Origin of the sequence: Corynebacterium sp. CNJ-954 (assembly GCF_001942345.1) — a bacterium.
In the GTDB taxonomy this organism is placed as follows: domain Bacteria; phylum Actinomycetota; class Actinomycetes; order Mycobacteriales; family Mycobacteriaceae; genus Corynebacterium.
On sequence record NZ_MKKI01000042.1, the window covers coordinates 131,264 to 154,001 of the forward strand.

Consider the following 22,738-nt stretch of genomic DNA (forward strand, 5'->3'; position numbering starts at 1 on the left):
CCGGCCCGGCGGGGATCTTACTTACGCAGCATCTCCGCCACGAGGAAGGACAACTCGAGGGCCTGCTGGGTGTTCAGGCGGGGATCCACCACAGTCGCGTACCGTGACGGGAGATCCAGGTCGGTGATGTCCTGCGCTCCACCGACCACCTCGGTGACGTCCTCACCGGTGAACTCGATGTGGACCCCACCGGGGTGGGAACCGGCGGCCCGGTGCACCTCGAAGAACCCCTGGACCTCATCGATGATGCGGTCGAAGTCGCGGGTCTTGTAGCCGTTGGACGAGGTGTAGGTGTTTCCGTGCATCGGATCGCACTGCCAGATGACCTTGTGTCCGGTCGCTTCAACAGCCTCGACGATCGGAGGCAGGACGTCCCGGATCTTGTCGTAGCCCATGCGTGTGATCAGGGTCAGCGTGCCCGGTTCATTCCGGGGATCGAGCTTCTGGACGTAGGCGACCGCCTCCTCCGGAGTGGTCGTCGGTCCGATCTTCACACCGACCGGGTTGCCCACCATCGCGGCGAAGGCGATGTGGAAGTCGTCGAGACCGCGTGTGCGCTCACCGATCCAGATCTGGTGGGCGGAGAGGTTGTACAGCACGTCCTCGCCGTCCTCCCCGTGGGCCAGACGGAGCATCGCACGCTCGTAGTCACGCACCAGGGCTTCGTGTGAGCAGTAGATGTCGGCCGTCTGCAGCGTGGAGTCGGACACCCCGCAGGCGCTCATGAACTCCAGACCACGCTCGATCTCACCTGCCAGCGCCTCGTAACGGGCGCCGGCGCGGGAGTTGGCGACGAATTCACGGTTCCATTCGTGCAGCTTGGCCAGGTCGGCGGTGCCCGAGCTGGTCAGTGCCCGCACGAGGTTCATCGCGGCACCCGAGTTGGCGTAGGCACGCACCATGCGGGACGGGTCGTGGCGCCGTTCCTCTTCGGTGGCACCGATACCGTTGACGAGGTCGCCACGGTAGTTCAGCAGTCCGTTGGAATCGCGGTCCGCGGACCGCGGCTTGGAGTACTGACCGGCGATGCGCGCCATCTTCACCACCGGGGTGGAGGCGCCGTAGGTCAGCACCACGGCCATCTGCAGGAGGGTCTTGACGTTGCCGCGGATGTGCGGCTCGGTGTTGGACTCGAAAGTCTCCGCGCAGTCCCCTCCCTGCAGCAGGAACGCCTTGCCGCGCGCAACCTCGGCGAGCTGCGTCTTCAGGCGCCGGATCTCCGGTGCCACGACAATCGGAGGCACGGACTCCAGGATCTTGCGCACGCGGTCGGCATGGCCCTGATCCCACGACGGCTGCTGCTTCGCGTCGCGTGCGATGGTGTCCTGAAAGACCCGTTCGAGGTCGCCGGGCAGCGGCGGCAGATCAGGAAGCTCTTCGAGAGGTGCGTCAATTGTCCAACCCATGCGCGTCATCTTACGAGACGCCGTGCCCGAATGGTGAACTGCCCTATCTTGACAGGCGGAACTTCACCACATTGGCACGCGCATCCTCGAGAGCATCATGTGCCCGGGTCGGCGGATCCGGCAGTTCGGGACGCCCCGCCGACTCCCAGAGCTGCTTGAGCTCCCGGGTGAACCGGGGAAGCTCCTGGGGAAGCTGCGTCATGTCACCCCACAGTTGTGCGAGAGCCACATGGTCGTAGGCGCCGACCCATGCCCAGAGCTCCGGGCGTCGGGACGCGGGCAACCAGTCACCCTGCCGGTGGCCGGGCACCAGGAAAGCGAACAACCGGGAACGGATCTCAGCCCTGGACATCCACGCCGGGTCGGTACGGGGAGGCAGCAACGGCAGGACGTTGCGGCGCACCCAGTCGCCGGCCTTGCGCTCCTTGAACTCGGTCGAGACGGCGTAGAACTCCCGGCCGTCCTCGGCCACCACACCGATCGACACCAGGTCGATGGTGGTGCCGTCCTCGATGAACTCGGTGTCGTAGAAATATCGCACGGCACGTAAGTCTAGACCCGGACGCTCACCCGGTTGTCTTCACGGTCCCCCGTCTTAGTACGGCGCGGCAGTGCCGGCGGGTGCAGAACCCACTTGAGCACCGGCGTCCTCCCCACGAGGTAGAAGACGAAACCGGTCACCACACAGGTCAACAGACCGGTGATGATCATCGCGTTCATGCCCCCCAGGAAGCCCCAGACCACCGGATCAGAGTCGATCAGGGCAGGGACGACACGGTTGGTGACGATATGCAGGGCCGCGTGGTGGGAGACGTAGATCGGCAGCGTGTTGCGCCCGATCGCCGCGATGACGGTGGACAACCCGGGAGTGCGCGAGATCCACGTCGCCACGAGGATCCCCACCGGCACCGCGGTGATGATGCGGACCAGGGCCAGCAGGCTCATGACCGACGCCTCGCCGGTGGACCAGCCGTCCGGGCGCACGTAGTCGGCGGCCAGGGAGTAGACCCACTCCCAACCGGCGAAAACGACGACGGACGCAGCAATCACCGCCAGATTCCCCGCGTGGGCGGCGATCCTGAAGAAGAGGTGCCGGAAGTGCAGACCCAGGAAGAAGGCCGGGGCGTACTGGGTGATGTGCGTGATCTCCGGGTACGCCGTCCACCCCACAGCTGCGACCACCAGCGCCGGGAGGAACGACAACGCGACGGCCCCGACGGGCGGCACACGCCGGAGCACGCAGGCGAGGATGTTGAAGATCATCAGGACGTAGAGGAACCAGATCCCCGGGTCCCCCAGCAGGATGGCCCGCGCGAGACTGGCCCAGCTCAGGTCATCGGCCATGTTGAGCCGGATCGCCGCCTGTACAGGGGTGAAGACCAGGTAGGGCACCAGCAGGAACCAGAGCCTGCGGTACCACAGGTCCCCCAGCGTCCTCTCGATCACACGGTGGGCGAACAGTCCCGAGATCACGAAGAACAACGGCATCCGGATCGGGTCCATGAATTCGTTGAACCAGTTCCACGCAGTCGATGTCCCGCCCGGGACCCCGGTGACCACATGCATGTAACAGACACCGATGATCGACAACCCCTTGGCACAGTCCGCCCACAGGAGGCGGTTCGCCGCACCGCTCGCTGAGCTACCCGCTGCACGAGGCGAAACAGGGTCGCGGGTGTCGCGGGTGTCGACGGCCGGGGTTCTGGAAGTGTCTGACACGAAACTCCAGGGTGCCCGATCAGTGCGGAAGAATCAATTGAGTGTGCCCTGATATAGAGTCAACCACTGTGGAAAAACGCAGCACTCCGTCACGACGCCGACGTACCGCCACCCGCTGGTACATCGGCGTCGTCCTCACGGTGACCGTCATCGGTATTCTCCGGTTCGTCCTCAGCGACAACACCTTCACCTACCACTTCGACTACGACATCTACCGCGGAGGAGGCCGTGCCGCCCTCGACGGGGCCTCCCTCTACAACCAGAGTTTTCAGGCACAGGGCATCACCCTGCCTTTCACCTACCCTCCGTTGTCCGCGCTCGTCTTCGCTCCCCTGGCACTGGTACCGGGGACACTGGGCTATCTCGCATTCACCGTCCTGAGCATCGTCGGACTGGCCATGACCGTGATGATCGTCGTCGGAGCACTTGCCGCGGAGCAGGTGGGCCGCACACGGCCGACCCCCACCAGGCGTCAACTCGTCCTCACCGCACTCGCGGCGCTCCCCGTCGCAGTATGGCTCTGGCCCGTCACCCACACACTGGAGTTCGGCCAGATCAACGTCCTGCTGATGCTCATGGTCGCCGCGGACCTGCTTCTCCCCCGGACCCCCTGGCCGCGGGGCATGCTCATCGGATTCGCGGCGGCGCTCAAACTCACCCCCGCGGTATTCGGCCTATACTTCCTGCTGCGTCGGCAGTGGGGTCCTGCGGTCACCAGCGTGGTCTCCGGCATCGCGGTCACCGCCGTCGCCTGGCTGATCCTGCCGACCGACTCCCGGCAGTACTGGACGGAGACCATCAGCGACCCCTCCCGCATCGGCGGGCTCGCCTACTCCGCCAATCAGTCGCTGCGCGGATTCCTGGCCCGTTTCACCGGTGACCCGCTCCAGACGACCCTGTGGTACGTCCTCGCCGTGGTAACCGTCATCATCGTGGCCCTGGTCATGCTGCGTCTCATTGCCGTCGGTGCGATGACCGCCGCCGTGTGCACCAACGCACTGCTGGCGCTGCTGGTCTCCCCCGTCTCCTGGGCGCATCACTGGGTGTGGGTCATGCCGATGCTGCTGGTCGTCGGCGCGTCGCTCTGGACGCGCCGGCACACCCGCAGCGCCGCCATCCCCCTCACGGTCCTTGCACTCCTGCTCGCGCTGAGCGCCACGGCATTCCCGGTGCACGTGTACCTCCCGTCGGCGCACGATGCCGAGCTCGACTGGGCATGGTGGATGAAGGTACTCGGATCCGAGTATGTTCTGGTCGCCGTCGTCTGGCTCGGAGTCGCCGGTGTCCGTCCACGGGCACTGCGCCCGGGCGGAGGCCACGGTGTCAGAGGCGGTGGTGGAGGAAACGGGGACGGGGCTTCGTCCCCAGCACCCGGCCCGTCCCCGGTTCAGTCCCCTCCGGGTACCCCTTCCCAGCAGTGAGTGACTCCTTGCGTCCGCGGCGTAGACGCTGTCGACGTACTCCTGCCCCGACAGTTCCGCGAGCCTCTCCATCGTGTAGTCGGTCAGGGCCCGTGCACGGGCGTAGTCGTCGTCCCCGTGGTCAGCGAAGTCCGCAGGGTCGATCGGGTCACCGACGACGACACCGACCCGGTGGGGCCGCAACATCCAGGAGCCTGCGACATTCGCCTTCTCGGAGTCGATCATCGCCACCGGGTACACCGTCGCGCCGGAGGCGAGGGCAATCCTGGCCATCCCGGTCTTCCCGCGGTACAGGCGGCCGTCCGGCGAGCGGGTGCCCTCGGGGTACATTCCCAGCGGGTCGCCCTTCTCCAGCACCCGCAGTGCCGTCTCCAGGGCCGCGTCCTGGGAGTCCTTGTCCTTCCGGTCGATGGGGACCTGGCCCACCGAGGAGAAGAACCACTTCTGGATACCGCCGGCGAATCCCGGGGTGGTGAAGTACTCCTTCTTCGCCAGGAACGTCAGCTGGCGTTTCGAGAGCAACGGGAAGTACAGCGAGTCCATCACCGCCAGGTGGTTCGAAGCCAGGATCACCGGCCCCTCGGAGGGGATCCTGTCCAGGCCACGGGCGAATGGCCGGTTGTAGAGCCACAGCCACGGTCCGATGACCACATTCTTCAACCACCAGTAGGTGCGGTTCTGCACTGATCTATCCCTTTCACAAGCCGGTCGAGGACGGACTCAGCTGAGTCTGCCCGGCAAGAAGCGCCACGCCGATCATACCTGCCTCGGAACCCAGGGAGGCCGCTTCCACGCGGGCGAGCGGACGGAAACCGGCGCCGACCACCGACGCCTCCATCTCGGCCCTGGCTCCTGGCAGGTACAGGTCCGCGTCGGCGGAGACGCCCCCACCCAGGACGATCAGTTCGGGATCGAGGATCTCCTGCACGGCGGAGAGACCACGGCCGAGCCACAGGGCGAAGTCGTCGATGACCTCCTTCGCCAGTGGATCGCCGTCCCTGGCGAGCCGGACGACGCTCCGTCCCGTGATCTCCTCCGGACGAGAGTGGAAAATTCCGGCGAGCATACTGTCCGGGTGGCGCCCGGTGGCGATGTACTCCAGCGCAGTGGTCTCCAGTGCGCTGCCGGAACAGTAGCGTTCCAGACACCCCCGCTTTCCGCACGGGCACGCACGCCCTCCTGGAACGACGGTCAGATGCCCGAACTCGGGTGCGGTTCCGTAGGCTCCACGGTAGAGGGCGCCCTCATGGACCAGCGCACCTCCGATGCCTGTCCCGACGGCGAAGAGGACCCATGTCGCAGCATCCCGTCCCGGGCCCAGGATCTGCTCTCCCCAGGCCGCCGCATTGGCGTCGTGTTCCAGGATGACGGGCAGACCGAGCCGCCGGGACAGTCGCTCGCGCACGTCACGGTCACGCCACGGCAGGTGCGGGGCGAAGCGGACCCGCTCCTGGTCGGCGGTGATGAATCCGGCCACAGCGAGCCCGACGGCACCGACGGTGTGACGCCGGCGGAGGGTCCCGACCGCGTGCGCTATCGCGGTCTCGAGGGAGTCGACCGTGGACGGGGTGGGTAGCTGCTCGATGTCGAGCACGTGCCCAGCCGGGTCGACCACCGCGGCACGGAGATTCGTCCCCCCGATATCGATGCCGATGGTCAGTTGCGTCACTTGTCCTCCTGTACGTCGCGCACCGGCGTCCCGGCACAACCTGTCCAGGCTATCGGTCACACCCGCCAGTTCCAACTGTGGCGGCCGGGACGGCCCGCGTCACCGTCGAGCACCGAGACGAGCTGCGCGCCGAGGACGTCCCAGTTCCATGCGTCCCGGACGTACGACTGGCCGGCCGCGGCATACCGGCGGGCACGCTCAGCGTCCGTGAGCAACGCTGACACAGACGCCGCGACCGCCCCGACGTCGCCTCCGTCCACGACATCGCCGGTGACCCCGTCCTGCACCGTCTCCGGGGCGCCGCCACCGGACCCTGCGATGGTGGGGACCCCGCATGCCTGGGACTCCAGGAACACGATCCCCAGCCCCTCCACGCTGAACCCACCGCCCTGTGTGCGGACGGGCATGGCGAAAACGTCCCCGGCACAGTAGTGGGCGACGAGTTCCCCGTAGTCGACGGGACCCGTGACGGTCACACGGTCAGACAGGCCGAGCCCGGCTGCGCGGGAGGCCAGCTTCTCCGCGTAGTCGCCGGGACCGACGATCAGCAGGTGGGCGTCAGGCACCTGCGCCAAGACATCCGGCATCGCCTCGACCAGAGTGTCCTGGCCTTTCCTCGGCACGACACGCGACACGCAGACGATGACACGCCGGTCGTCGATCCCCAGGCGCCGGCGGACCCGTCCACGCCCCTCGGGGTCGGGACGGAACACCGAGGTGTCCACACCGCCGGGCATCGGTTCCCACGCCACATCGGGCCCGAAGGCGGACGCGAACCTGTTTCGCGCGTAACGGGACACGTAGGTCAGGCAGTCGGTCCTGCGACCGATCATCCGGAGGACACCGCGGCCCCCGGGGACCATCGACCACCCCACTTCGTGGCCGTGGGTGGACGCGACGACGCGACGGGCCCCGGCCCGCCGTGCACATCCACCCATCAGCGCCAACGGAGTTGACGACCCGAACCACACGGTGCCGATCCCCCGCTCCCTGATCACTCCGGCCATGCGGCGCGCCGTCGCCGGCGTCGGCAGCATCACCGAGCGTGGCCACCGCACGACATCGAACGGCAGTTGTGCGTCATAGGAGGCCGCTGCTGACGCATCCTGGGTGGATGCGAAGACGGTCAACCGGCCGGGTTGCCGCCGTTCCAGCTCCGCGCAGTAATCACGCAGATAACTCTGGATCCCGCCGACGGTCGGAGGGAAGTCATTGGTGACGAGGAGTACGCGGGAGTCCACGACGGAAGCGTCCGGCGACCGGTCAGTAGCGGGCGGCGCCGGCGAAGGGCATGCTGTCGACGCTCACGACCTGGACCGGGATGCCGTAGTCGGAGGCGTGGACGATCTTGCCGTCGCCGATGTACATGCCTACATGGGTGACGCCCGGGTAGAACCCGACGATGTCGCCCGGCTGAAGTTCGCCGCGGGAGACCGAGGTCCCGCCGGCCACCTGCGCCGAAGAGGTGCGCGGAACCGACTTTCCGATCTGCTGGTAGGCCCAGAACATCAGGCCGGAGCAGTCGAAGGAATCGGGGCCGGTGGCGCCCCAGGAGTAGGGCGAGCCCAACTTGCCCATCGCGGCGCCCACGGCACCTCCTGCGTTGCTGACCGCATCCCCGGCTGCGCCTGCGACCTTGCCCAGGAACTCCTCGACGTCGACGTCGATGGGCCCGTTGCGGTCCACCCAGCGCTGCTTCTGGTCCGGGCTGAGGCCGTCCACCGCGGTGGAGATGTCCTTCTTCAGCCCGTCGAGGTCACGGGTCCGCTCGTCGAGCTGCCCCTGGCGGATCTCAAGCTGGTTGAGCTGGAAGTCTGCGGAGGCCTTGGAGCGGTTCGCCTTGGATTCCAGGTCAGCGGCCTTCTTCAGACCGTCCTGGAAGGTGGAGAGGGTGTTGGTGCGATCGGCGTTCAAGGCGCTCGCGAAGGCACGCCGGTCAATCGCGTCCTGTGGGTTCGCCGAACCGGCCATCGCTGAGACGGGGTCGATGACGGCACCACGGTAGAGAGACTGCGAGAGCTCCGTGACCGGCCCGCGGTTCGCTTCAACATCGGCCCTGGCCCGCTGGGACTCCGCCGAGTAGTACTTGGCCGCGCGGTTTGCGCGGTCGAGCTGTGCACGGGTGTCGTCGAGCGCACGGGAGTTCTCCTGCACCTCGTCGCTGGCTTCCTGCGCCTGGCGCGAGACCTCGGCGAGACGCTCGAGAAGCCCGTCTGCGTCATCCGGGAGGGGTGAGGTGTCAACGGCGTCTGCAGGGGCCGGCGCGGCGGGATCCGCTGCGACGACGGAGGTCGATGCCACAGTGAGCGCGACCGCCGTGCCGATGCCGACGACGAGACGGGTCGGTGTGCCGCGTGTGGAACTACGGTGCCCGGACGGGCGGATCATGCTCACTGTCTCTGAAACCTCTTCGCTTGTCTCTCTATACAACGTCGATATACTGCCACAACTGTGCCCGGGAGCTGTACTCAGACACACGACGCGCCCCGAGAGGGGGTACCACTGCGGGTACCGCCTCACCGGGGCGACAAGACACGGTCTGACGTCCTAGAACCGGACCGCGTTGTTGACGGGCATGTAGTTGAGGTCGTTGACCTGAACCGGGGAGCCCTCGTTGAGTGCCTGGACGACCTTACCGTCGCCGATGTAGATCGCCACGTGGGATGCGCCGGAGTAGTAGGAGACGACATCGCCGGGCTGGAGAGCGTCGAGCGAGACCGGGGTGCCCGATGCCGCCTGCTCTCCGGAGGTCCGCGGGATCGACTTACCGACCTGCTGGTGTGCCCAGCTGGTCAGACCGGAGCAGTCGAAAGCGTTCGGACCGGCGGCGCCCCAGGAGTAGGGAGCGCCCTGCTTGGACATTGCGGCGTCGGCGATCTTCTGACCGACACTGTTCGGGGCGGAAACGGCGTCGCTTCCACCCAGGGAGGGCGCGGAGACCTGATCGGCCGCCGCGAGGAAGGGGTCCACGTCCACGTGCTGCTTGGCGAAGTCCACGGCCTCGTTCGGAACATCGACGCTGATGTCGGTGTTCGGAACCTCGACGGTGACTGCCTGAGCGGTGGCAGGCAGGGCGATGACGGCGCCCATACCCACTGCAGCAACGGCGACTGCGTTGCGGCGGGAGTGGTCCTTCTTCATACGGTGCTTGCCCATGAGGGATGTTGCCTTTCCTGATTGCTGTCGGGGAGCCGGGAACGTCACGTCGCTCCCCTTAAGGTCACGAGAAGATTACGAAACGTGGCAGACCTTGTCCAACCATCGGACCGTGACCGCGCCGTGAGCGCTTCGTTATTTAACCGTTACCGAATCGCGACCAAAGCTTGACTCAATGTCCCCGGCACCGCCCCTCGGACGCACGCAGGACGCTCACCTGCAGGAACACGTGCGACGACACCGTCGACCGCACGCTCCTCATAAATTCCGGACCACGCCGAAAAACCATGATGTGATACTCATCACATTCGCGCTCCCGTGACGGTTCAGCACCTCATCAACCACATGCGCCACACTGTCCGCCGCTCTAGTCGTCCGGTTGCGCGCTCCGTGTCCGGGCCTCCCCGTAGACTGCGTAACTGTGACAAGCACTCTCCGTCGTAGCCTCGATGCCGCACTGGCCGACTGCATCATCATCGACTGCGAAACCACAGGCCTCGATCCCACCGAGGGGAGAATCATCGAGATCGCCGCGCTGCGTCTCCGTAACGGGAGCCCCGCCGAGGAGTTCCACACCCTTGTCGACCCCGGACAACCGCTCCCCGACGAGATCTCCCGGCTGACCGGAATCACTGGGCGCGACCTGGTGGGCAAGCCCGGGTTCGGTGACGTCCTCGACGCGGTCGCCTCGATCACCGACGGCAGGACGGTCGTCGGCCACAATGTCGCCTTCGACATCGCCTTTGTATCCGCCGAGTACCGGCGGCACGGCGCGACAAGCCCGGTAGAGTCGGCTGACACGATCTGTACGGCACGTACGGCGCGGGCACTCATCCCACGTGAACTGGTCGGGCGCTACAGGCTCTCGACACTGGCGGATGCTCTCAGTCTCCACCACAGACCGTCACACCGCGCCGTGGACGATGTACTCGCCACCGCGGAACTACTGACCTACCTGCACCGGATCTCCCGTTGACCGGTCACCGTCCACTCTCAGTCACAGGTCCTTGACGGGAGTACGGGTCCGACGGCGTTGTAGAAGAGGCCGATGCCGCACCGCTTCGGCGCCACCCGGCCACCGTTGCCCCACAACAAGGTCTCAGGACGCGGGGAGACACCTCCGAGAAAACACCCCGTCCCACCGCCGCATCAGATGCGGGGCGGGACGGGGTGTCAACGTCGCTCCGGGGAGCGATCAGGGATTCTCGTGTCCCTCGTCGCCGAGCTTACGACGGTTCTCCTCCTGGAGACGCAACAGCATCTCCTTGTGCTCGTGCTCGTTGGCTTCCTCGATCTTCTCGACCTGGGACACAATGTCCTCCGGGTCCGGGGAGAACAGTGAACCACGACCAGGCTGTCCGGCGAAGCCCAACTGGTTGAGCCGCCTGGGAACCTGAGCACCCGCGTAGTCGAGCGGGATCGGGTGCCCGTGCTCGTCGACCGGGCCGAGGGGCTGGTGCACCTCGATGAACCCGCCGGACGGGAGCTGCTTGATCGTGCCGGTCTCGATACCGTGTTCCAGCACCTCACGGTCCGACCGCTGGAGACCCAGGCAGATCCGGTAGGTGACGAAGTAGGCGATCGGAGGCAGCATGATGAAGCCGATTCGGCCGATCCACGTCATAGCGTTCAACGAGATGTGGAAGAACACCGCCACGTGGTCGTTACCACCCGAAATCGTCAGGATCGCGTAGGCGACCAGGGCCATGACCCCCAGCGAGGTACGGACCGGGACGTCGCGCGGACGCTGCAGCAGGTTGTGGTGCGCTGTGTCCTTCGTGAACCGCTGTTCGATCCAGGGGTAGGCGAAGAGCAGCATCACCAGGATGCCCAGCAGGATCGCGACCCACACCACTGCAGGAATGGTGTAACTACCGAGGTACAGCTCCCATGCGGGCATGATTCGGGCAGCACCGTCAGTCCACAGCATGTAGATGTCAGGCTGCGAACCCGCGGAGACCTGTGAGGGATTGTACGGGCCTAGGTTCCAGATGGCGTTGATCTGGAACATGCCGGCCAGCAGTGCGACGAAACCGAAGGTGATCAGGCCGAATGCCGAGGAGTGCACGGCGAACACCGGGATCACGCGGGCACCGACGACGTTGCGTTCGGTACGGCCCGGTCCGGGGAACTGCGTGTGCTTCTGGTACCACACCAGCGCCAGGTGAGCCGCGATGAGCGCGAGCAGGATCGCGGGGATCAGCAGGACGTGGGCGATGTACAGACGCGGGATGATGATGTCACCCGGGAAGTCGCCGGCGAACATGATCCAGTGGAGCCAGGTGCCGATGATGGGCAGACCGATGATGATCGCCGACATGATGCGGAGGCCGACACCCGAGAGCAGGTCGTCAGGCAGGGAGTAGCCCATGAAGCCCTCGGCGATGGACAACAGCAGCAGGACGCAGCCGATGATCCAGTTCGCCTCACGGGGCTTACGGAACGCACCCGTGAAGAAGATGCGCATCATGTGGACCATGATCGACACAGCGAACAGGAGTGCCGCCCAGTGGTGCACCTGACGGATGAAGAGTCCTCCGCGGACCTCGAAGGAGATGTTCAGGGCCGTCTCGTAGGCGCGGGACATCTCGACGCCGTTGAGGGGCGCGTACGCACCCTCGTAAACGACCTTCGACAGCGAGGGGTCGAAGAACAGTGTCAGGTAGACACCTGACAGCAGCAGGATGATGAACGAGTAGAGGGCGATCTCGCCGAGCATGAACGACCAGTGGCTCGGGAAGACCTTGTTCATCTGCTTCCGGAGGCCACCTGCTGCGGTGTAGCGCTCATCGAAATTGTTGGCCGCCTGGGCCAGGTGGGAAGGCTTTGTGGGTGTGCTCATGACTGACGCTCCCAGAAGGCAGGGCCGACGGGCTCGACGAAGTTCTTGTCCGCGTACAGGAACCCGTCTTCATCGACGTTGATGGACAGCTCGGGCAGGGCACGTGCGGCCGGACCGAACACCGGCTTACCCCAGTGCAGCGCATCGAACTGCGACTGGTGGCACGGGCAGAGAATACGGTTGGTCTGCTGCTCGTAGAGCGAGGTCGGGCAACCGATGTGTGTACAGATCTTCGAGTACGCGTAGTAGTCGCCGTAGTGGAAGTCCTCCTGACCCTCACGCTGGACGGCCTTGACCGCGTCAGCGTGACGGAGACGAATCAACATGACCGCGTTGCGGGAACCGTGGATCGAGTGCATCTGCTCCTCGTACACGTCACGCTCGGGGTTGAACTCGTCGTGGTCGTTGACCATGTCCTGGGTCATGGGGAACACCGTCTCCATGGCACCGGCGTCGAGGTCCTCGGGACGCACGCGCACCAGGCGGTTCACACCCTGCGTGCTCCAGTGGCCGTGGTGCTCTTCAGCGATGGCACCCGTGTCCCTGCCGAGGTACACCTTCTCGCCGTCGTTGACGAGCGTCCAACCGGTGGTCCACAGCGTGCCGTCACCGTCGATCCCCATCGCGCGGGGCTTCCACGGGTTCTTGACGATACCGCCCATGGGCAACGCGATCGCTACACCGGCCAGGGCGACACCGGCGCCGCCGAGCCCCATCAGGACCTTGCGACGACCCAGGGTCGACGTCTTCCAGGCGTCGTTGAGCAGCGCGGTCATTGTACGGCGGTCAACCTCGTCGGACGGACCGTCGTGGCGCTTCTGGACCGCGATCTCCTCGGGGATGAACTTCTTGGAGAACTGGACCGCACCGATACCGAGGGTGATGATCGACAGACCCGAGGTCACTCCCAGCAGCGGGGTGTAGAGCGAGTAGACCCAGAGCCCGTCCTCCGCGAGGTGCTTGTACTCCCACGGCCAGAACAGGTAGACGCCGACGAATGCGAGCCCGAAGATCACCGACAGGGCCCACCAGAAGCCGACGCCGCGCGCGGCACGCTTCTCAGCGGGATCGCCCTCGACCGGGAAACGCTCCTTGCGGTAGGCGACGGTGACGTCGTCCATCTCGGTACCGAGGCGGGCGAGCTCCTCGTCACTCATGCCCTTGATCTCTTCTTCAGAGTAGGTGCTCTTCATCTCACTCATGACCGGGTTCCAATCCACATGGCCGCGCCGATGAGCACGACGATCCCGACGATCCACATCAACATGCCCTCAGTGACCGGGCCGATCCCGCCGAGTCCGAGCCCGCTGGGGTTCGGGGTCTCCTTGGACGACTTGATGAAGGCGATGATGTCCTTCTTCTCGTCGGCGGTGAGCTGGCGGTCGGAGAACTTCGGCATGTTCTGGGGGCCGGTGAGCATCGCCTGGTAGATCTCCTGCTCATTGGCTGCGTCGAGATTGGGGGCGTACTTACCACCGGACAATGCGCCACCACGACCGGTGAAGTTGTGGCAGGACGCACAGTTCAGCCGGAACAGATCGGAGCCACGGGCCACGTCCGACGGATCGATCTCACCGTCGTTGTTGTGGGAGCCACGCAGGGAATCCATGGCGATGGTCCCGTCCTCGTCCTTGACGATTCCGGGGCCGCCACCGTTGGCGTTGACGTATGCAGCGAGAGCGAGGGTCTGGGCTTCATTGAAGCGGGCGCCTTGCGGTCTGCCTGCGCCTCGTTACGCTTCATCGGCATACGACCGGAGTGGACCTGGAAGTACACGGCACCCTCACCGACGCCGACCAGGGAGGGACCGCGGTCCTCGACACCCTGGAGGTTGGCACCGTGACAGGTGATGCAGGCGACCTCGTAGATCTCCTGGCCCTGCGTGATCATCGACTGCGCATCCTGTTGCGCGGTCGCTGACTGCGGGTCCGGGGTAAAGGCCTGGGCGACCAGGCCTGCACCGGTCAGACCGAGCACGAGCGCGAGCGCTCCGGCCATGGTCCGGCGCAGTTTACGTCGGGTACGACGCTTCTTGCCTGTTGTGGATACCGGGGTGGAGTCCACCACCGGGTTCTCCCCCTCGGGAGTTGGATTGTTCGTATCCATCTTGTTCCCTTAACTCGTCATTTGGAAGGCGATGGGCTTAACGGCCGAGCGTCACACATCGGCCCGTCCGGCCTACTGGATGAAGTAAATGGTGATCCACAGTCCGATCCACACGACGTCGACGAAATGCCAGTAGTAGGACACGACGACGGCGGCGGTGGCCTGGGCTGGAGTGAACTTCGACTTCATCGTGCGAAGAATCACCACGACGAAAGCAAGCACGCCGGCGAGGACGTGTGCGCCGTGGAAGCCGGTGGTGATGAAGAACACCGACCCGTAGACGCTGCTCGAGATCGTGGTGCCGTGCTGCACGAGGTGGATGTACTCATACGTCTGACCGGCGAGGAAGATTGCGCCGAGGACGATGGTGAGTGCATACCACTTCCGTAGACCGAACACGTCGCCACGCTCCGCGGCGAACACACCCCACTGGGCGGTGAACGACGACGACACCAGAATCACGGTGATCGCCAGAGCGAACGGCACGTTCAGCTCGGTCGGCTCGGAGGGCCAGTTTCCGTTCGAGTTCGCCTTCGAGACGAAGTACATCGCGAACAGGCCCGCGAAGAACATCAATTCCTGGGACAGGAACACAATCGTGCCGACGCTGACCATATTGGGTCGGTTCAGCGTCACGGCACGCTGTGGTGCTGCCATGCTTTGGTTTCCAACTGCGCTCGTCACGCGTACAAGTATGACCGACCCTGGCCCCCTAGTCGATTCGCGCCCCCGGCGAGTTTCGGGGTTTCTGTAAAACCGCTGGTAGTCGCTTCACGTTTCCTGGCAACTCACCACAAACGGGGTTAGCCGGGAACTCTTCGGTCTGAATTACGACGGCACCGTATCTCCGCAGGTTGATCACCCGCAGCGGCAGTCTGGCCTCTCCCCCTGCCATGCCACCAGCCCACCAAATCACCCCCGTTCGAGGGCCGTGCCACACCGCCCAGGAACCGGTCACGGCAATCACGCCGACGGTCTTCCCGCAGTCTACCTGGGACGGCCCCGCGCACCGAATCTCCCCACCTCGCGACACCCTCCGGCCCCCTGTCCGCCGCCACCCGTAATAGGATGGATCCGTCCGTAGCCGCTCACCCACGAACGGCCGGACACAGACATCCAACTTCGAGAGGACGACACTGATGCCCGACGATATGAGTCTGACCACCCCGGACCACATCACGCCGCTGGGCTCCGACCGACTACCGGAAAGCTACTTCACGTGGCCGGGGGTACTCGACCGGATCGGGCGGCACGAGGAACTCAGTGAATCCCAGATCACCTGGGCGGTCAGCCGCATCATGGAGGGCGGTGCGACCGACGCACAGCTGGCCGCCTTCGCGTTCGGACTCCGCGTCAAAGGGATCACAGCCGCCGAACTCTCCGCCGCTGCGTCGGCGATGCGGGCCTACGCCACGCCCGTGGACTTCAGCGACATCCCCGACGCCGTCGACATCGTCGGCACCGGCGGCGACGGTCACCACACCGTGAACATCTCCACCATGGCTTCCTTTGTGGTAGCGGCAACCGGAGTGCCGGTCGTGAAGCACGGCAACCGTGCAGCGTCCTCGAAATGCGGCGGCGCCGACGTCCTGGAGGTGCTCGGACTCGATATCGACCGCTCCCCCGAGACGATCCATGAGGACGCCCTGAAGACCGGGTTCGCGTTCATGTTCGCCAAGACCTACCATCCCGCGATGCGTTTTGCAGGGCCGGTGCGCTCCGAGCTGGCTGTCCCCACCCTCTTCAATCTCCTCGGGCCGATGACGAACCCCGCAGGGCCGAAGTTCGGCCTCATCGGATGCGCCTTCCGCGACATGATGCCCATCATGGGTGGGGCATTCGCTCATCAGGGCGTGCGGGCGCTGATCGTGCGGGGGCTCGACGGCATGGACGAGATCAGCGTCTGTGCCCCCACCGAGGTCGTGACCGTCGACGCGGCGGGACGGACCGGTGAGTTCACCATCAATCCGCGTACGTACGGTCTCGACGTCTACGACGACGACGCACTCAAAGGCGGGGACCCCCAGTACAACGCGGACATCGCCAGGCGTCTCATGGCCGGCGAGATCACCGGAGCTGTCAAGGACGCGGTCTTGATCAACGCAGCAGCGGCCCTGACGGCAGTACACGGTTGGGAGGGTGACGACCTGAGGTCAGCGCTCACCACCCAGCTCGCCGTGGCGCGTGACGCGCTCGAATCCGGGGCCGCCCAGCAGAAGATGAACGACATCATCAGCCTGTGACGCGCGGTGCCGGCCGCCGGCGCACGCAGAAGGAGCACCCGCGAGGAAGATGCGGGTGCTCCTTGTTTTCGTGCCTGCGCTGCCTGATCGCCGCCGCGGCGTCATCACCGGCGCGACGGCTGGACGACTACTCCTTCTCGGGCGGAAGTCCGTACTGCAGGTTGAGCATGGTGGTGGCCCAGATGAGCATCGCGGCGCCCAACAGGATCACCCAGATCAAGAAGAAGGCGATGCCGTAGCCCATGATCACGATGGCCATCGCCATGATGAACGGCCACCCGGAGTGAGGCGAGAAGAATCCGAGCACGCCCGCGCCGTCCTCGATCTCGGCCTCCTCCCAGTCCTTCGGCTCGATGTCTGCCTTGGAGTTGGTGAGGTGGAAGTACACGCCGAGGAAGAGGGTCAGCAGTGTCGCCAGGACAAGTCCGGTCCCACCTGCCCACTCAATACCCTGCTGGTTCGCACCGTCATTGAGCTGCGACGTCGCGTAGAAGTACACGACCGTCATCACTGTGAGGAACAGTGCGAGTCCGTACATCAACTTGGCTGTCTGCCGCATTGTTGTCTCCTAGTGTTTCTTCGCCGACTTAGGCGGAACGGTCGATGTAGTTGTCACCCTCGACTCCCCGCGTGGAATCACGTCCGGGAAGGAAAGGCTGAGTCGAGGTGGCGTAGGGATCCTCGCCGATCTCCGCCAACGCATCAGCATTGGTGGCCTCCGGGTTGGCCTCACGGTAGGCGATGTAGGCCGCGAAGTTCTCCGGGCTCACGGCACGGACCTCGAAGTTCATCATCGCGTGATAGGTACCGCACATCTCGGCACACCGTCCGACGAAAGCACCTTCACTGTCGATGCCTTCGATCTGGAACCGCCGCTCGGACTGGTTCGCTTCGGGGTGCGGGAACACGTCGCGCTTGAAGAGGAACTCGGGAACCCAGAAGGAGTGGATCACGTCCGAGGAAGCGAGGTTGAACTCGATCGGGGTGTTCGTCGGCAGGACGAGCACAGGAACCTCTTCGGACGTACCGAGAGTCTCGATCTGGTCGTAGTTCAGGTAGGTGAAGTCTTCCTTGGACTTACCGTGGATCGGGCCGACGGACTTGCCGTGCTCGTCACGGTCGTCCTGCGGCACGGCGGCGTTGGCCTCCGCAGCCTCGGCGCGCTCCTCGTCCTCACCGACGTATTCCTGACCGTCCTGGGTGAGATCGCCACTGACATTGCCGTAGCCGAACTTCCAGTTCCACTGGTAGGCGGTGACGTCGACACTGACCTGCGGGTCCTTGTCGAGTGCGGTGACCTTGTCCTGGGTCTGCACCGTGAAGAAGAACAGACCCATGACGATCAGCACGGGAATGACGGTCAAGGTCAACTCGAGCGGAACGTTGTAGGCAGTCTGCCGGGGAAACTCCGGCTTGCCCTTCTTGGCGGCCCGCTTGTCACTGTCGCGGAAGATCACCACGAACATGAGGGCCCACATGATGATGCCGATGACCCACGCGACAACCCAGGTCCACACCCAGAAGTTGCCCATGGACTGGGACTCCGGGGTGATTCCGTCGGGCCAACCCATGCGCAGGGCATGGAAGAATCCGTTGTCGGGGGGTGCGACATCGCAGCCGACCAGGGCAAGGGAGCCAAGTCCCAGCACTCCGGCGAGGCCGAGCTTGCGACCTCTTCCGTGAACTTTTCGCTGTTCCACGCGAGTATGCCTTCCTCAATCACACGTCGTGTTCATCGGGACCACCGTGTCCGTCGCCTGCAGAGGACGGACACCGGCCCCGTGTCATCTCCCGACAATAGTGCATGGAGGGGGATGCCCCTGCATCATGCACACCATTGTGATTCTCTGTCGGCCCTATTCGGGGTTGCTGGACGCGAGCTGGGTGACCACGCCGCTGCCCGGCATGTCTCGTCTGGGTCAGCGCGACCTCGGCGAGTAGTCTTGTGTGCTTACGCACGCGCACGCGGCCGGCACCTCACCGTCCTGTCCCTCTACCCCGGGGGCCTGACACGCCGGCTCCCGACGACACTTACGGAGATGACCCCAGAGCACATGTGTGGACTTCTTGGAATTCTGACGGCCCACGGTGACGCCCCCCGTTTCGTGGACACGACCGCCCGGGCACTCCCCTGCATGCGGCACCGCGGCCCGGACGAAGACGGCACCTGGAACGACGACGACGTCGTCTTCGGGTTCAACCGCCTGTCGATCATCGACCTCGAGCACTCGCATCAGCCTCTCCAGTGGGGTCCGGCCGATCAGCCGGACCGCTACTCGATGACGTTCAACGGCGAGATCTACAACTACGTCGAACTCCGGGAGGAGCTCCAGGCAGAAGGTTACGAGTTCGCCACATCCGGTGACTCGGAGACCATCGTGGTCGGTTTCCACCACTGGGGCACGGACGTCGTCAACCACCTGCGTGGAATGTTCGCGTTCTCGGTGTGGGACTCAGCTGACCGGACGATGTTCCTCGCCCGCGATCCTTTCGGCATCAAGCCTCTGTTCTATGCGACGACGGATGCCGGCACCGTCTTCAGCAGTGAGAAGAAGTCCGTCCTGGCGATGGCCGACGACATCGGTCTCGACCTGAGCCTTGACGACCGGGCAATCGTCCACTACACGGACCTCCAGTACGTCCCCGAACCGGAGACTCTGCACACGGGCGTCCGACGGCTCGAGTCGGGGTGCCACGCCACCGTCCGCCCCGGAGAGGCGGTCACGGCTGTGCGGTACTTCGAGCCGACGTTCCCGGTCGCCCCCGTACCGACTGGACAGGAACACGCCCTTTTCACCCGTATCGCCGACGCCCTGCAGGATTCTGTCGCCAAGCACATGAGGGCCGATGTCACCGTCGGTTCCTTCCTCTCCGGAGGGATCGACTCCACCGCCATCGCGTCACTGGCCAAGCAGCACAATCCGGACCTGATCACGTTCACCACCGGTTTCGAGCGGGAGGGGTACTCGGAGGTCGATGTCGCCGCGGAATCCGCGGAGGCGATCGGCGTCGAGCACGTGGTCAAGGTCGTCTCCCCCGAAGAATTCGCTGCCGCCGTCCCGAAGATCATCTGGTACCTCGACGACCCGGTCGCGGATCCGGCGCTGGTCCCCCTGTACTTCGTCGCCGCCGAGGCCCGTAAACACGTCAAGGTCGTCCTGTCCGGTGAGGGCGCGGATGAACTGTTCGGCGGGTACACGATCTACAAGGAACCCCTGTCGCTCGCGCCGTTCGAGAAGGTCCCCTCCCCTGTCAAGAAGGTCCTCCGTTCAATCGGCGACGCCCTGCCCGACGGTATGCGTGGCAAGTCACTCCTCCAGCGTGGGACGACACCGATCGAGGAGCGCTACTACGGCAACGCCCGGTCGTTCAACTATGAACAGCTCGAACGCGTGCTGCGGATCGCCCGGCCCGAATGGGACCACCGCGAGGTGACCGCACCGATCTACGCGAAGTCCGTGGACATGGATCCGGTGGCGCGGATGCAGCACCTCGACATGTTCACCTGGTTGCGCGGGGACATCCTGGTCAAGGCGGACAAGATCACCATGGCCAACTCGCTGGAGTTGCGTGTCCCGTTCCTGGACCGTGTCGTCTTCGACGTCGCACGTACCATCCCCCACGAGCTCAAGGTCGGCAACGGGACCACGAAGTACGCCCTGCGACGCGCTCTGGAGCTCATCGTCCCCGAACATGTCATCAACCGGAAGAAGCTGGGGTTCCCTGTCCCGCTCCGCCACTGGCTCGCGGGTGACGAGCTCTACGACTGGGCGAAGAAGAACATCGAGGACTCCGCCACCGACCACATCTTCGACAAGTCCCAGGTGCTGGCCATGTTGGACGAGCACCGGGTGTCGATGAACACGGGTTCCGGCCCGGACCACTCTCGACGACTGTGGACGGTCATCGCCTTCATGATCTGGCACGGCATTTTCGTCGAACAGCGCATCCACCCGGACATCGACGAACAGGACTACCCGGTCCACCTCTGATCTCTCTTCCGGGTGCGACACTGCACCGGAAATGGAGGAACTCCCCGTCTTCTGTGCGAAGGCGGGGAGTTCCTCTGTACCGGGCAGGTCCGTCAGCTGAAGGAGTCGCCGCAGGCGCAGGAGCCGCCGGCATTCGGGTTGTCGATGGTGAAGCCCTGCGATTCGATCGTGTCAGAGAAGTCGATCTTCGCTCCCGTCAGGTACGGAGCGGACATCTTGTCCACGACGAGACGGACGCCCTCGACATCGTCGACAAGGTCACCGTCCAGGGTCCGGTCATCGAAAAAGAGCTGGTAGCGCAGGCCTGCGCAACCACCCGGCTGAACGGCGATGCGCAAGGCCAGGTCGTCCCGACCCTCCTGCGCGAGCAGACCGGCGGCCTTACCTGCGGCAGCGCTGGTCAGTTCGACACCGGTGGACTTCTCGGCGGTCTTTTCGGGAGCAGTCATCATTTCCTCCTCAGTAATGCGGATATGCCCAAACTACTCGTCCACAACCATGAAATCCAGTGATCTATTCCCGACAGCCTCACCCGCGTTGGTACCGGTGTCCGCTCGTGCTCTAGCCTGTGAGGTGTGAAACTCCCGTGGAAGAAAGATGATGACAGTGATGTCGCCGACGGCGACGTCACCTCGGCAGGCAGCTCCCTCGCCGACGAGGACGCCGCCACGACACCGAAGGGCTACACGCCCAAGAAGGGCCGTCCGACGCCGAAGCGCAACGAGGTCGAACGCTCCACCGGCGTCCGGCGGGTCCATTTCGACGCTCCGATGACGCCGAAGGAAGCGCGTCAGCGCAAGAAGGACTACAAGAACTCCATGTCGAAGGAGGAGTTCAAGGAGGCCAAGCGTAAGCAGCGTGAGGACGCGGCCGAGTCGCGCCGCAAGGCCAACGAGCGGATGATGGCCGGCGACCCTGACTACCTTCTCGCCAGGGACCAGGGCAAGGAGAAGCTCTTCGTCCGGAACTACGTGGACTCCCACCGCTACCTGATGAACTACTTCCTGCCCATCGCGCTGGTCGTGGTTGTCGTCATGATCCTCGGCACCCGGATGCCGTTGATCGCCAACTACATCAGTCTGTTCATGCTGGTGGTGATCCTGATCCTGGTGGTCGAGGGGCTCTTCCTCGGTCGCAAGGTCAACAGGCTGGTGCGCGAGCGGTTCCCGGACACGACCTTCGGGAAATGGACCATCGGTTTCTACGCCTTCACCCGGGCCACCATGGTCCGCAAGATGCGGACGCCCGCGCCACAGGTGAATATCGGCGACTCGGTCTGATGTCAGAACGTCCGGTACTCCAGCAGCTCGACACCTGGGCCGACCGCACCGGGTACACCGGGACCAGGTCTGGCGACGAGGCCGCTGGCCCGCGTCCCGAGCTCCTGCTGGTGGCCGGGGATCACGCGGTCGCCGCGCCGTCCTCCGGCCCGGACAGCCCGGTTTCCGCGCTCCCCTGGGGGCATGGACCCGCGGAGGCCGACCGGATCAACGCCGGCGTGTCCCCGCTCTGCACGCTGGCGGCGCGACAGGGCGTCGACATCTCCGTCACCGGGTTCCCCGACTCTTCCGGGGACTCACCGTCTCAGTGGCTGGATGCGGGACGGGAGACTGCCGACGCCCGCGCGGACGCCGCGGTTCCACTGGTTCTCACCGGAGCCATCGGAACAGGGGCGACGACGACCGCAGCGGCACTCGTCGGAGTCCTGTGCAATGTCGAGCCGGTGAAGGTCGTCGGCCGCGGTGGGGGCCCGGCACCGGTCAGTGACGAGAAATGGAAGCACAAGACCGTCGCCATCCGCGACTGATGTTCCAGGCACGGGCACACCGGAGGCGTCCGGTCGATGCTTCCGCGGCACGCGACATCCTTGACATCCTCGGCACCCCGGACACCGCCTTCATGGCGGGGCTACTGGCTCAGTCCGCGACCCGGCGGACGCCCGTGATCCTGGACGGTGTCAGCGGACTCGCCGCGGGACTACTCGCAGACGCCCTCACCCCGGGGTCTGCCCGCTGGTGGCTGTTACCCGAGGTCTCCTCGGAACCCGCAGCCGCTGTCGCCACGCGCCGCCTGGCACTCGCCCCGGTCGTCGACCGTCCCCTGGGCGCACCCGCCGCTGCCGCAGGGCTTGTGGTCCTCCCCCTCCTGGACGCGGCGGTGTCTCTGCGCCAGGAGTAGTACCCC

Annotated in this window: 20 protein-coding genes and 2 pseudogenes; 7 read left to right on the top strand and 15 right to left on the bottom strand. The window is 65.2% G+C overall.

Translation table 11 applies throughout. From position 1 onward, the window contains the following. Positions 1 to 17: 17 nt before the first annotated feature. The 3 genes from BJF89_RS13310 to BJF89_RS13320 are packed head-to-tail and all read right to left on the bottom strand — an operon-like array spanning position 18 to position 3,125. Complete coding sequence (locus tag BJF89_RS13310; RefSeq protein ID WP_075815586.1) at positions 18 to 1,406, bottom strand: class II 3-deoxy-7-phosphoheptulonate synthase; 1,389 nt, start codon at positions 1,404 to 1,406, stop codon at positions 18 to 20. 43 nt (positions 1,407 to 1,449) lie between these two features. Beyond that, positions 1,450 to 1,947, bottom strand: a complete 498-nt coding sequence (locus BJF89_RS13315; protein WP_075815587.1) for a polyadenylate-specific 3'-exoribonuclease AS — start codon at positions 1,945 to 1,947, stop codon at positions 1,450 to 1,452. Between the two features lie 11 nt (positions 1,948 to 1,958). Beyond that, entirely contained in the window at positions 1,959 to 3,125 is a 1,167-nt protein-coding gene (locus tag BJF89_RS13320; RefSeq protein WP_075815588.1) for an acyltransferase family protein, read from the bottom strand. A 68-nt stretch (positions 3,126 to 3,193) separates the two neighbouring features. Here BJF89_RS13320 and BJF89_RS13325 point away from each other — a divergent pair, with 68 nt between their 5' ends. Further along, on the top strand, positions 3,194 to 4,546 hold the full coding sequence (locus tag BJF89_RS13325) for a glycosyltransferase 87 family protein (protein ID WP_075815589.1): 1,353 nt from the start codon (positions 3,194 to 3,196) through the stop codon (positions 4,544 to 4,546). Here the strand turns inward: BJF89_RS13325 and BJF89_RS13330 are convergent. The 5 genes and pseudogenes from BJF89_RS13330 to BJF89_RS13350 all read right to left on the bottom strand — a co-directional run bounded on the left by BJF89_RS13330 (position 4,449) and on the right by BJF89_RS13350 (position 9,371). Continuing rightward, positions 4,449 to 5,230: pseudogene (locus BJF89_RS13330) on the bottom strand (lysophospholipid acyltransferase family protein). The gene BJF89_RS13325 and the pseudogene BJF89_RS13330 overlap by 98 nt on opposite strands. A gap of 13 nt (positions 5,231 to 5,243) precedes the next feature. Then, on the bottom strand, positions 5,244 to 6,215 hold the full coding sequence (locus tag BJF89_RS13335; protein WP_075815590.1) for an ROK family protein: 972 nt from the start codon (positions 6,213 to 6,215) through the stop codon (positions 5,244 to 5,246). Positions 6,216 to 6,271: 56 nt separating this feature from the next. Beyond that, complete coding sequence (locus BJF89_RS13340) at positions 6,272 to 7,456, bottom strand: glycosyltransferase family 4 protein (RefSeq protein ID WP_075815591.1); 1,185 nt, start codon at positions 7,454 to 7,456, stop codon at positions 6,272 to 6,274. A gap of 22 nt (positions 7,457 to 7,478) precedes the next feature. Further along, the gene (locus BJF89_RS13345) at positions 7,479 to 8,603 is read right to left on the bottom strand and encodes an NlpC/P60 family protein (RefSeq protein ID WP_075815592.1); all 1,125 of its coding nucleotides are present in this window, start codon (positions 8,601 to 8,603) and stop codon (positions 7,479 to 7,481) included. Between the two features lie 159 nt (positions 8,604 to 8,762). Next, positions 8,763 to 9,371 (bottom strand): NlpC/P60 family protein, encoded by a 609-nt coding sequence (locus tag BJF89_RS13350; RefSeq protein ID WP_075815593.1) that lies wholly within the window; start codon positions 9,369 to 9,371, stop codon positions 8,763 to 8,765. 421 nt (positions 9,372 to 9,792) lie between these two features. Here BJF89_RS13350 and BJF89_RS13355 point away from each other — a divergent pair, with 421 nt between their 5' ends. Then, positions 9,793 to 10,347 carry a PolC-type DNA polymerase III gene (locus BJF89_RS13355; protein ID WP_255372654.1) on the top strand — a complete coding sequence of 185 codons (555 nt, stop codon included), beginning with the start codon at positions 9,793 to 9,795 and terminating at the stop codon, positions 10,345 to 10,347. 219 nt (positions 10,348 to 10,566) lie between these two features. Here BJF89_RS13355 and BJF89_RS13360 read toward each other — a convergent pair whose 3' ends face one another. From BJF89_RS13360 to BJF89_RS13375, 4 genes and pseudogenes are all read right to left on the bottom strand, one after another. Next, positions 10,567 to 12,213, bottom strand: a complete 1,647-nt coding sequence (locus BJF89_RS13360; protein ID WP_075815594.1) for a cytochrome bc complex cytochrome b subunit — start codon at positions 12,211 to 12,213, stop codon at positions 10,567 to 10,569. Beyond that, positions 12,210 to 13,415 (bottom strand): ubiquinol-cytochrome c reductase iron-sulfur subunit, encoded by a 1,206-nt coding sequence (locus BJF89_RS13365; protein ID WP_075815595.1) that lies wholly within the window; start codon positions 13,413 to 13,415, stop codon positions 12,210 to 12,212. The genes BJF89_RS13360 and BJF89_RS13365 overlap by 4 nt, the downstream gene beginning before the upstream one ends. Beyond that, a pseudogene (locus BJF89_RS13370) lies at positions 13,412 to 14,319 on the bottom strand (cytochrome c). The gene BJF89_RS13365 and the pseudogene BJF89_RS13370 overlap by 4 nt, the downstream one beginning before the upstream one ends. A gap of 72 nt (positions 14,320 to 14,391) precedes the next feature. Further along, entirely contained in the window at positions 14,392 to 15,003 is a 612-nt protein-coding gene (locus BJF89_RS13375; RefSeq protein ID WP_075815596.1) for a heme-copper oxidase subunit III, read from the bottom strand. 467 nt (positions 15,004 to 15,470) lie between these two features. Here BJF89_RS13375 and trpD point away from each other — a divergent pair, with 467 nt between their 5' ends. Further along, positions 15,471 to 16,562 carry an anthranilate phosphoribosyltransferase gene (gene trpD / locus BJF89_RS13380; protein ID WP_075815704.1) on the top strand — a complete coding sequence of 364 codons (1,092 nt, stop codon included), beginning with the start codon at positions 15,471 to 15,473 and terminating at the stop codon, positions 16,560 to 16,562. 127 nt (positions 16,563 to 16,689) lie between these two features. On the opposite strand, the gene BJF89_RS13385 is transcribed toward trpD, so the two are convergent. Next, on the bottom strand, positions 16,690 to 17,121 hold the full coding sequence (locus BJF89_RS13385; protein WP_038549138.1) for a cytochrome c oxidase subunit 4: 432 nt from the start codon (positions 17,119 to 17,121) through the stop codon (positions 16,690 to 16,692). 28 nt (positions 17,122 to 17,149) lie between these two features. Continuing rightward, positions 17,150 to 18,262 carry a cytochrome c oxidase subunit II gene (locus tag BJF89_RS13390; RefSeq protein ID WP_075815597.1) on the bottom strand — a complete coding sequence of 371 codons (1,113 nt, stop codon included), beginning with the start codon at positions 18,260 to 18,262 and terminating at the stop codon, positions 17,150 to 17,152. A 354-nt stretch (positions 18,263 to 18,616) separates the two neighbouring features. Here BJF89_RS13390 and asnB point away from each other — a divergent pair, with 354 nt between their 5' ends. Further along, complete coding sequence (gene asnB / locus BJF89_RS13395) at positions 18,617 to 20,554, top strand: asparagine synthase (glutamine-hydrolyzing) (RefSeq protein WP_075815598.1); 1,938 nt, start codon at positions 18,617 to 18,619, stop codon at positions 20,552 to 20,554. A gap of 92 nt (positions 20,555 to 20,646) precedes the next feature. On the opposite strand, the gene BJF89_RS13400 is transcribed toward asnB, so the two are convergent. Then, positions 20,647 to 21,003: an iron-sulfur cluster assembly accessory protein gene (locus BJF89_RS13400; protein WP_075815599.1), complete on the bottom strand. Its 357-nt coding sequence runs from the start codon at positions 21,001 to 21,003 to the stop codon at positions 20,647 to 20,649. 126 nt (positions 21,004 to 21,129) lie between these two features. Between BJF89_RS13400 and BJF89_RS13405 the strand changes: the two genes are divergently transcribed. From BJF89_RS13405 to BJF89_RS13415, 3 genes are read left to right on the top strand one after another with little or no spacing between them, the layout of a single operon-like run. Continuing rightward, a complete protein-coding gene (locus tag BJF89_RS13405) occupies positions 21,130 to 21,834 on the top strand; it encodes a DUF3043 domain-containing protein (protein ID WP_075815600.1) in 705 nt (234 codons plus the stop codon). Next, the gene (locus BJF89_RS13410) at positions 21,834 to 22,361 is read left to right on the top strand and encodes a nicotinate-nucleotide--dimethylbenzimidazole phosphoribosyltransferase (RefSeq protein WP_075815601.1); all 528 of its coding nucleotides are present in this window, start codon (positions 21,834 to 21,836) and stop codon (positions 22,359 to 22,361) included. The genes BJF89_RS13405 and BJF89_RS13410 overlap by 1 nt, the downstream gene beginning before the upstream one ends. After that, positions 22,328 to 22,732 carry a nicotinate-nucleotide--dimethylbenzimidazole phosphoribosyltransferase gene (locus tag BJF89_RS13415; RefSeq protein WP_083650803.1) on the top strand — a complete coding sequence of 135 codons (405 nt, stop codon included), beginning with the start codon at positions 22,328 to 22,330 and terminating at the stop codon, positions 22,730 to 22,732. Before BJF89_RS13410 ends, BJF89_RS13415 begins: the two co-directional genes overlap by 34 nt. Positions 22,733 to 22,738: the final 6 nt, after the last annotated feature.

Coding starts and splice junctions, on each gene's coding strand:
- BJF89_RS13310 (WP_075815586.1), bottom strand. CDS start 1,406: ATGGGTTGGACAATTGACGCACCTCTCGAAGAGCTTCCTGATCTGCCG.
- BJF89_RS13345 (WP_075815592.1), bottom strand. CDS start 8,603: ATGATCCGCCCGTCCGGGCACCGTAGTTCCACACGCGGCACACCGACC.
- BJF89_RS13350 (WP_075815593.1), bottom strand. CDS start 9,371: ATGGGCAAGCACCGTATGAAGAAGGACCACTCCCGCCGCAACGCAGTC.
- BJF89_RS13360 (WP_075815594.1), bottom strand. CDS start 12,213: ATGAGCACACCCACAAAGCCTTCCCACCTGGCCCAGGCGGCCAACAAT.
- BJF89_RS13365 (WP_075815595.1), bottom strand. CDS start 13,415: ATGAGTGAGATGAAGAGCACCTACTCTGAAGAAGAGATCAAGGGCATG.
- trpD (WP_075815704.1), top strand. CDS start 15,471: ATGAGTCTGACCACCCCGGACCACATCACGCCGCTGGGCTCCGACCGA.
- BJF89_RS13385 (WP_038549138.1), bottom strand. CDS start 17,121: ATGCGGCAGACAGCCAAGTTGATGTACGGACTCGCACTGTTCCTCACA.
- asnB (WP_075815598.1), top strand. CDS start 18,617: ATGTGTGGACTTCTTGGAATTCTGACGGCCCACGGTGACGCCCCCCGT.
- BJF89_RS13400 (WP_075815599.1), bottom strand. CDS start 21,003: ATGACTGCTCCCGAAAAGACCGCCGAGAAGTCCACCGGTGTCGAACTG.
- BJF89_RS13410 (WP_075815601.1), top strand. CDS start 21,834: ATGTCAGAACGTCCGGTACTCCAGCAGCTCGACACCTGGGCCGACCGC.
- BJF89_RS13415 (WP_083650803.1), top strand. CDS start 22,328: ATGGAAGCACAAGACCGTCGCCATCCGCGACTGATGTTCCAGGCACGG.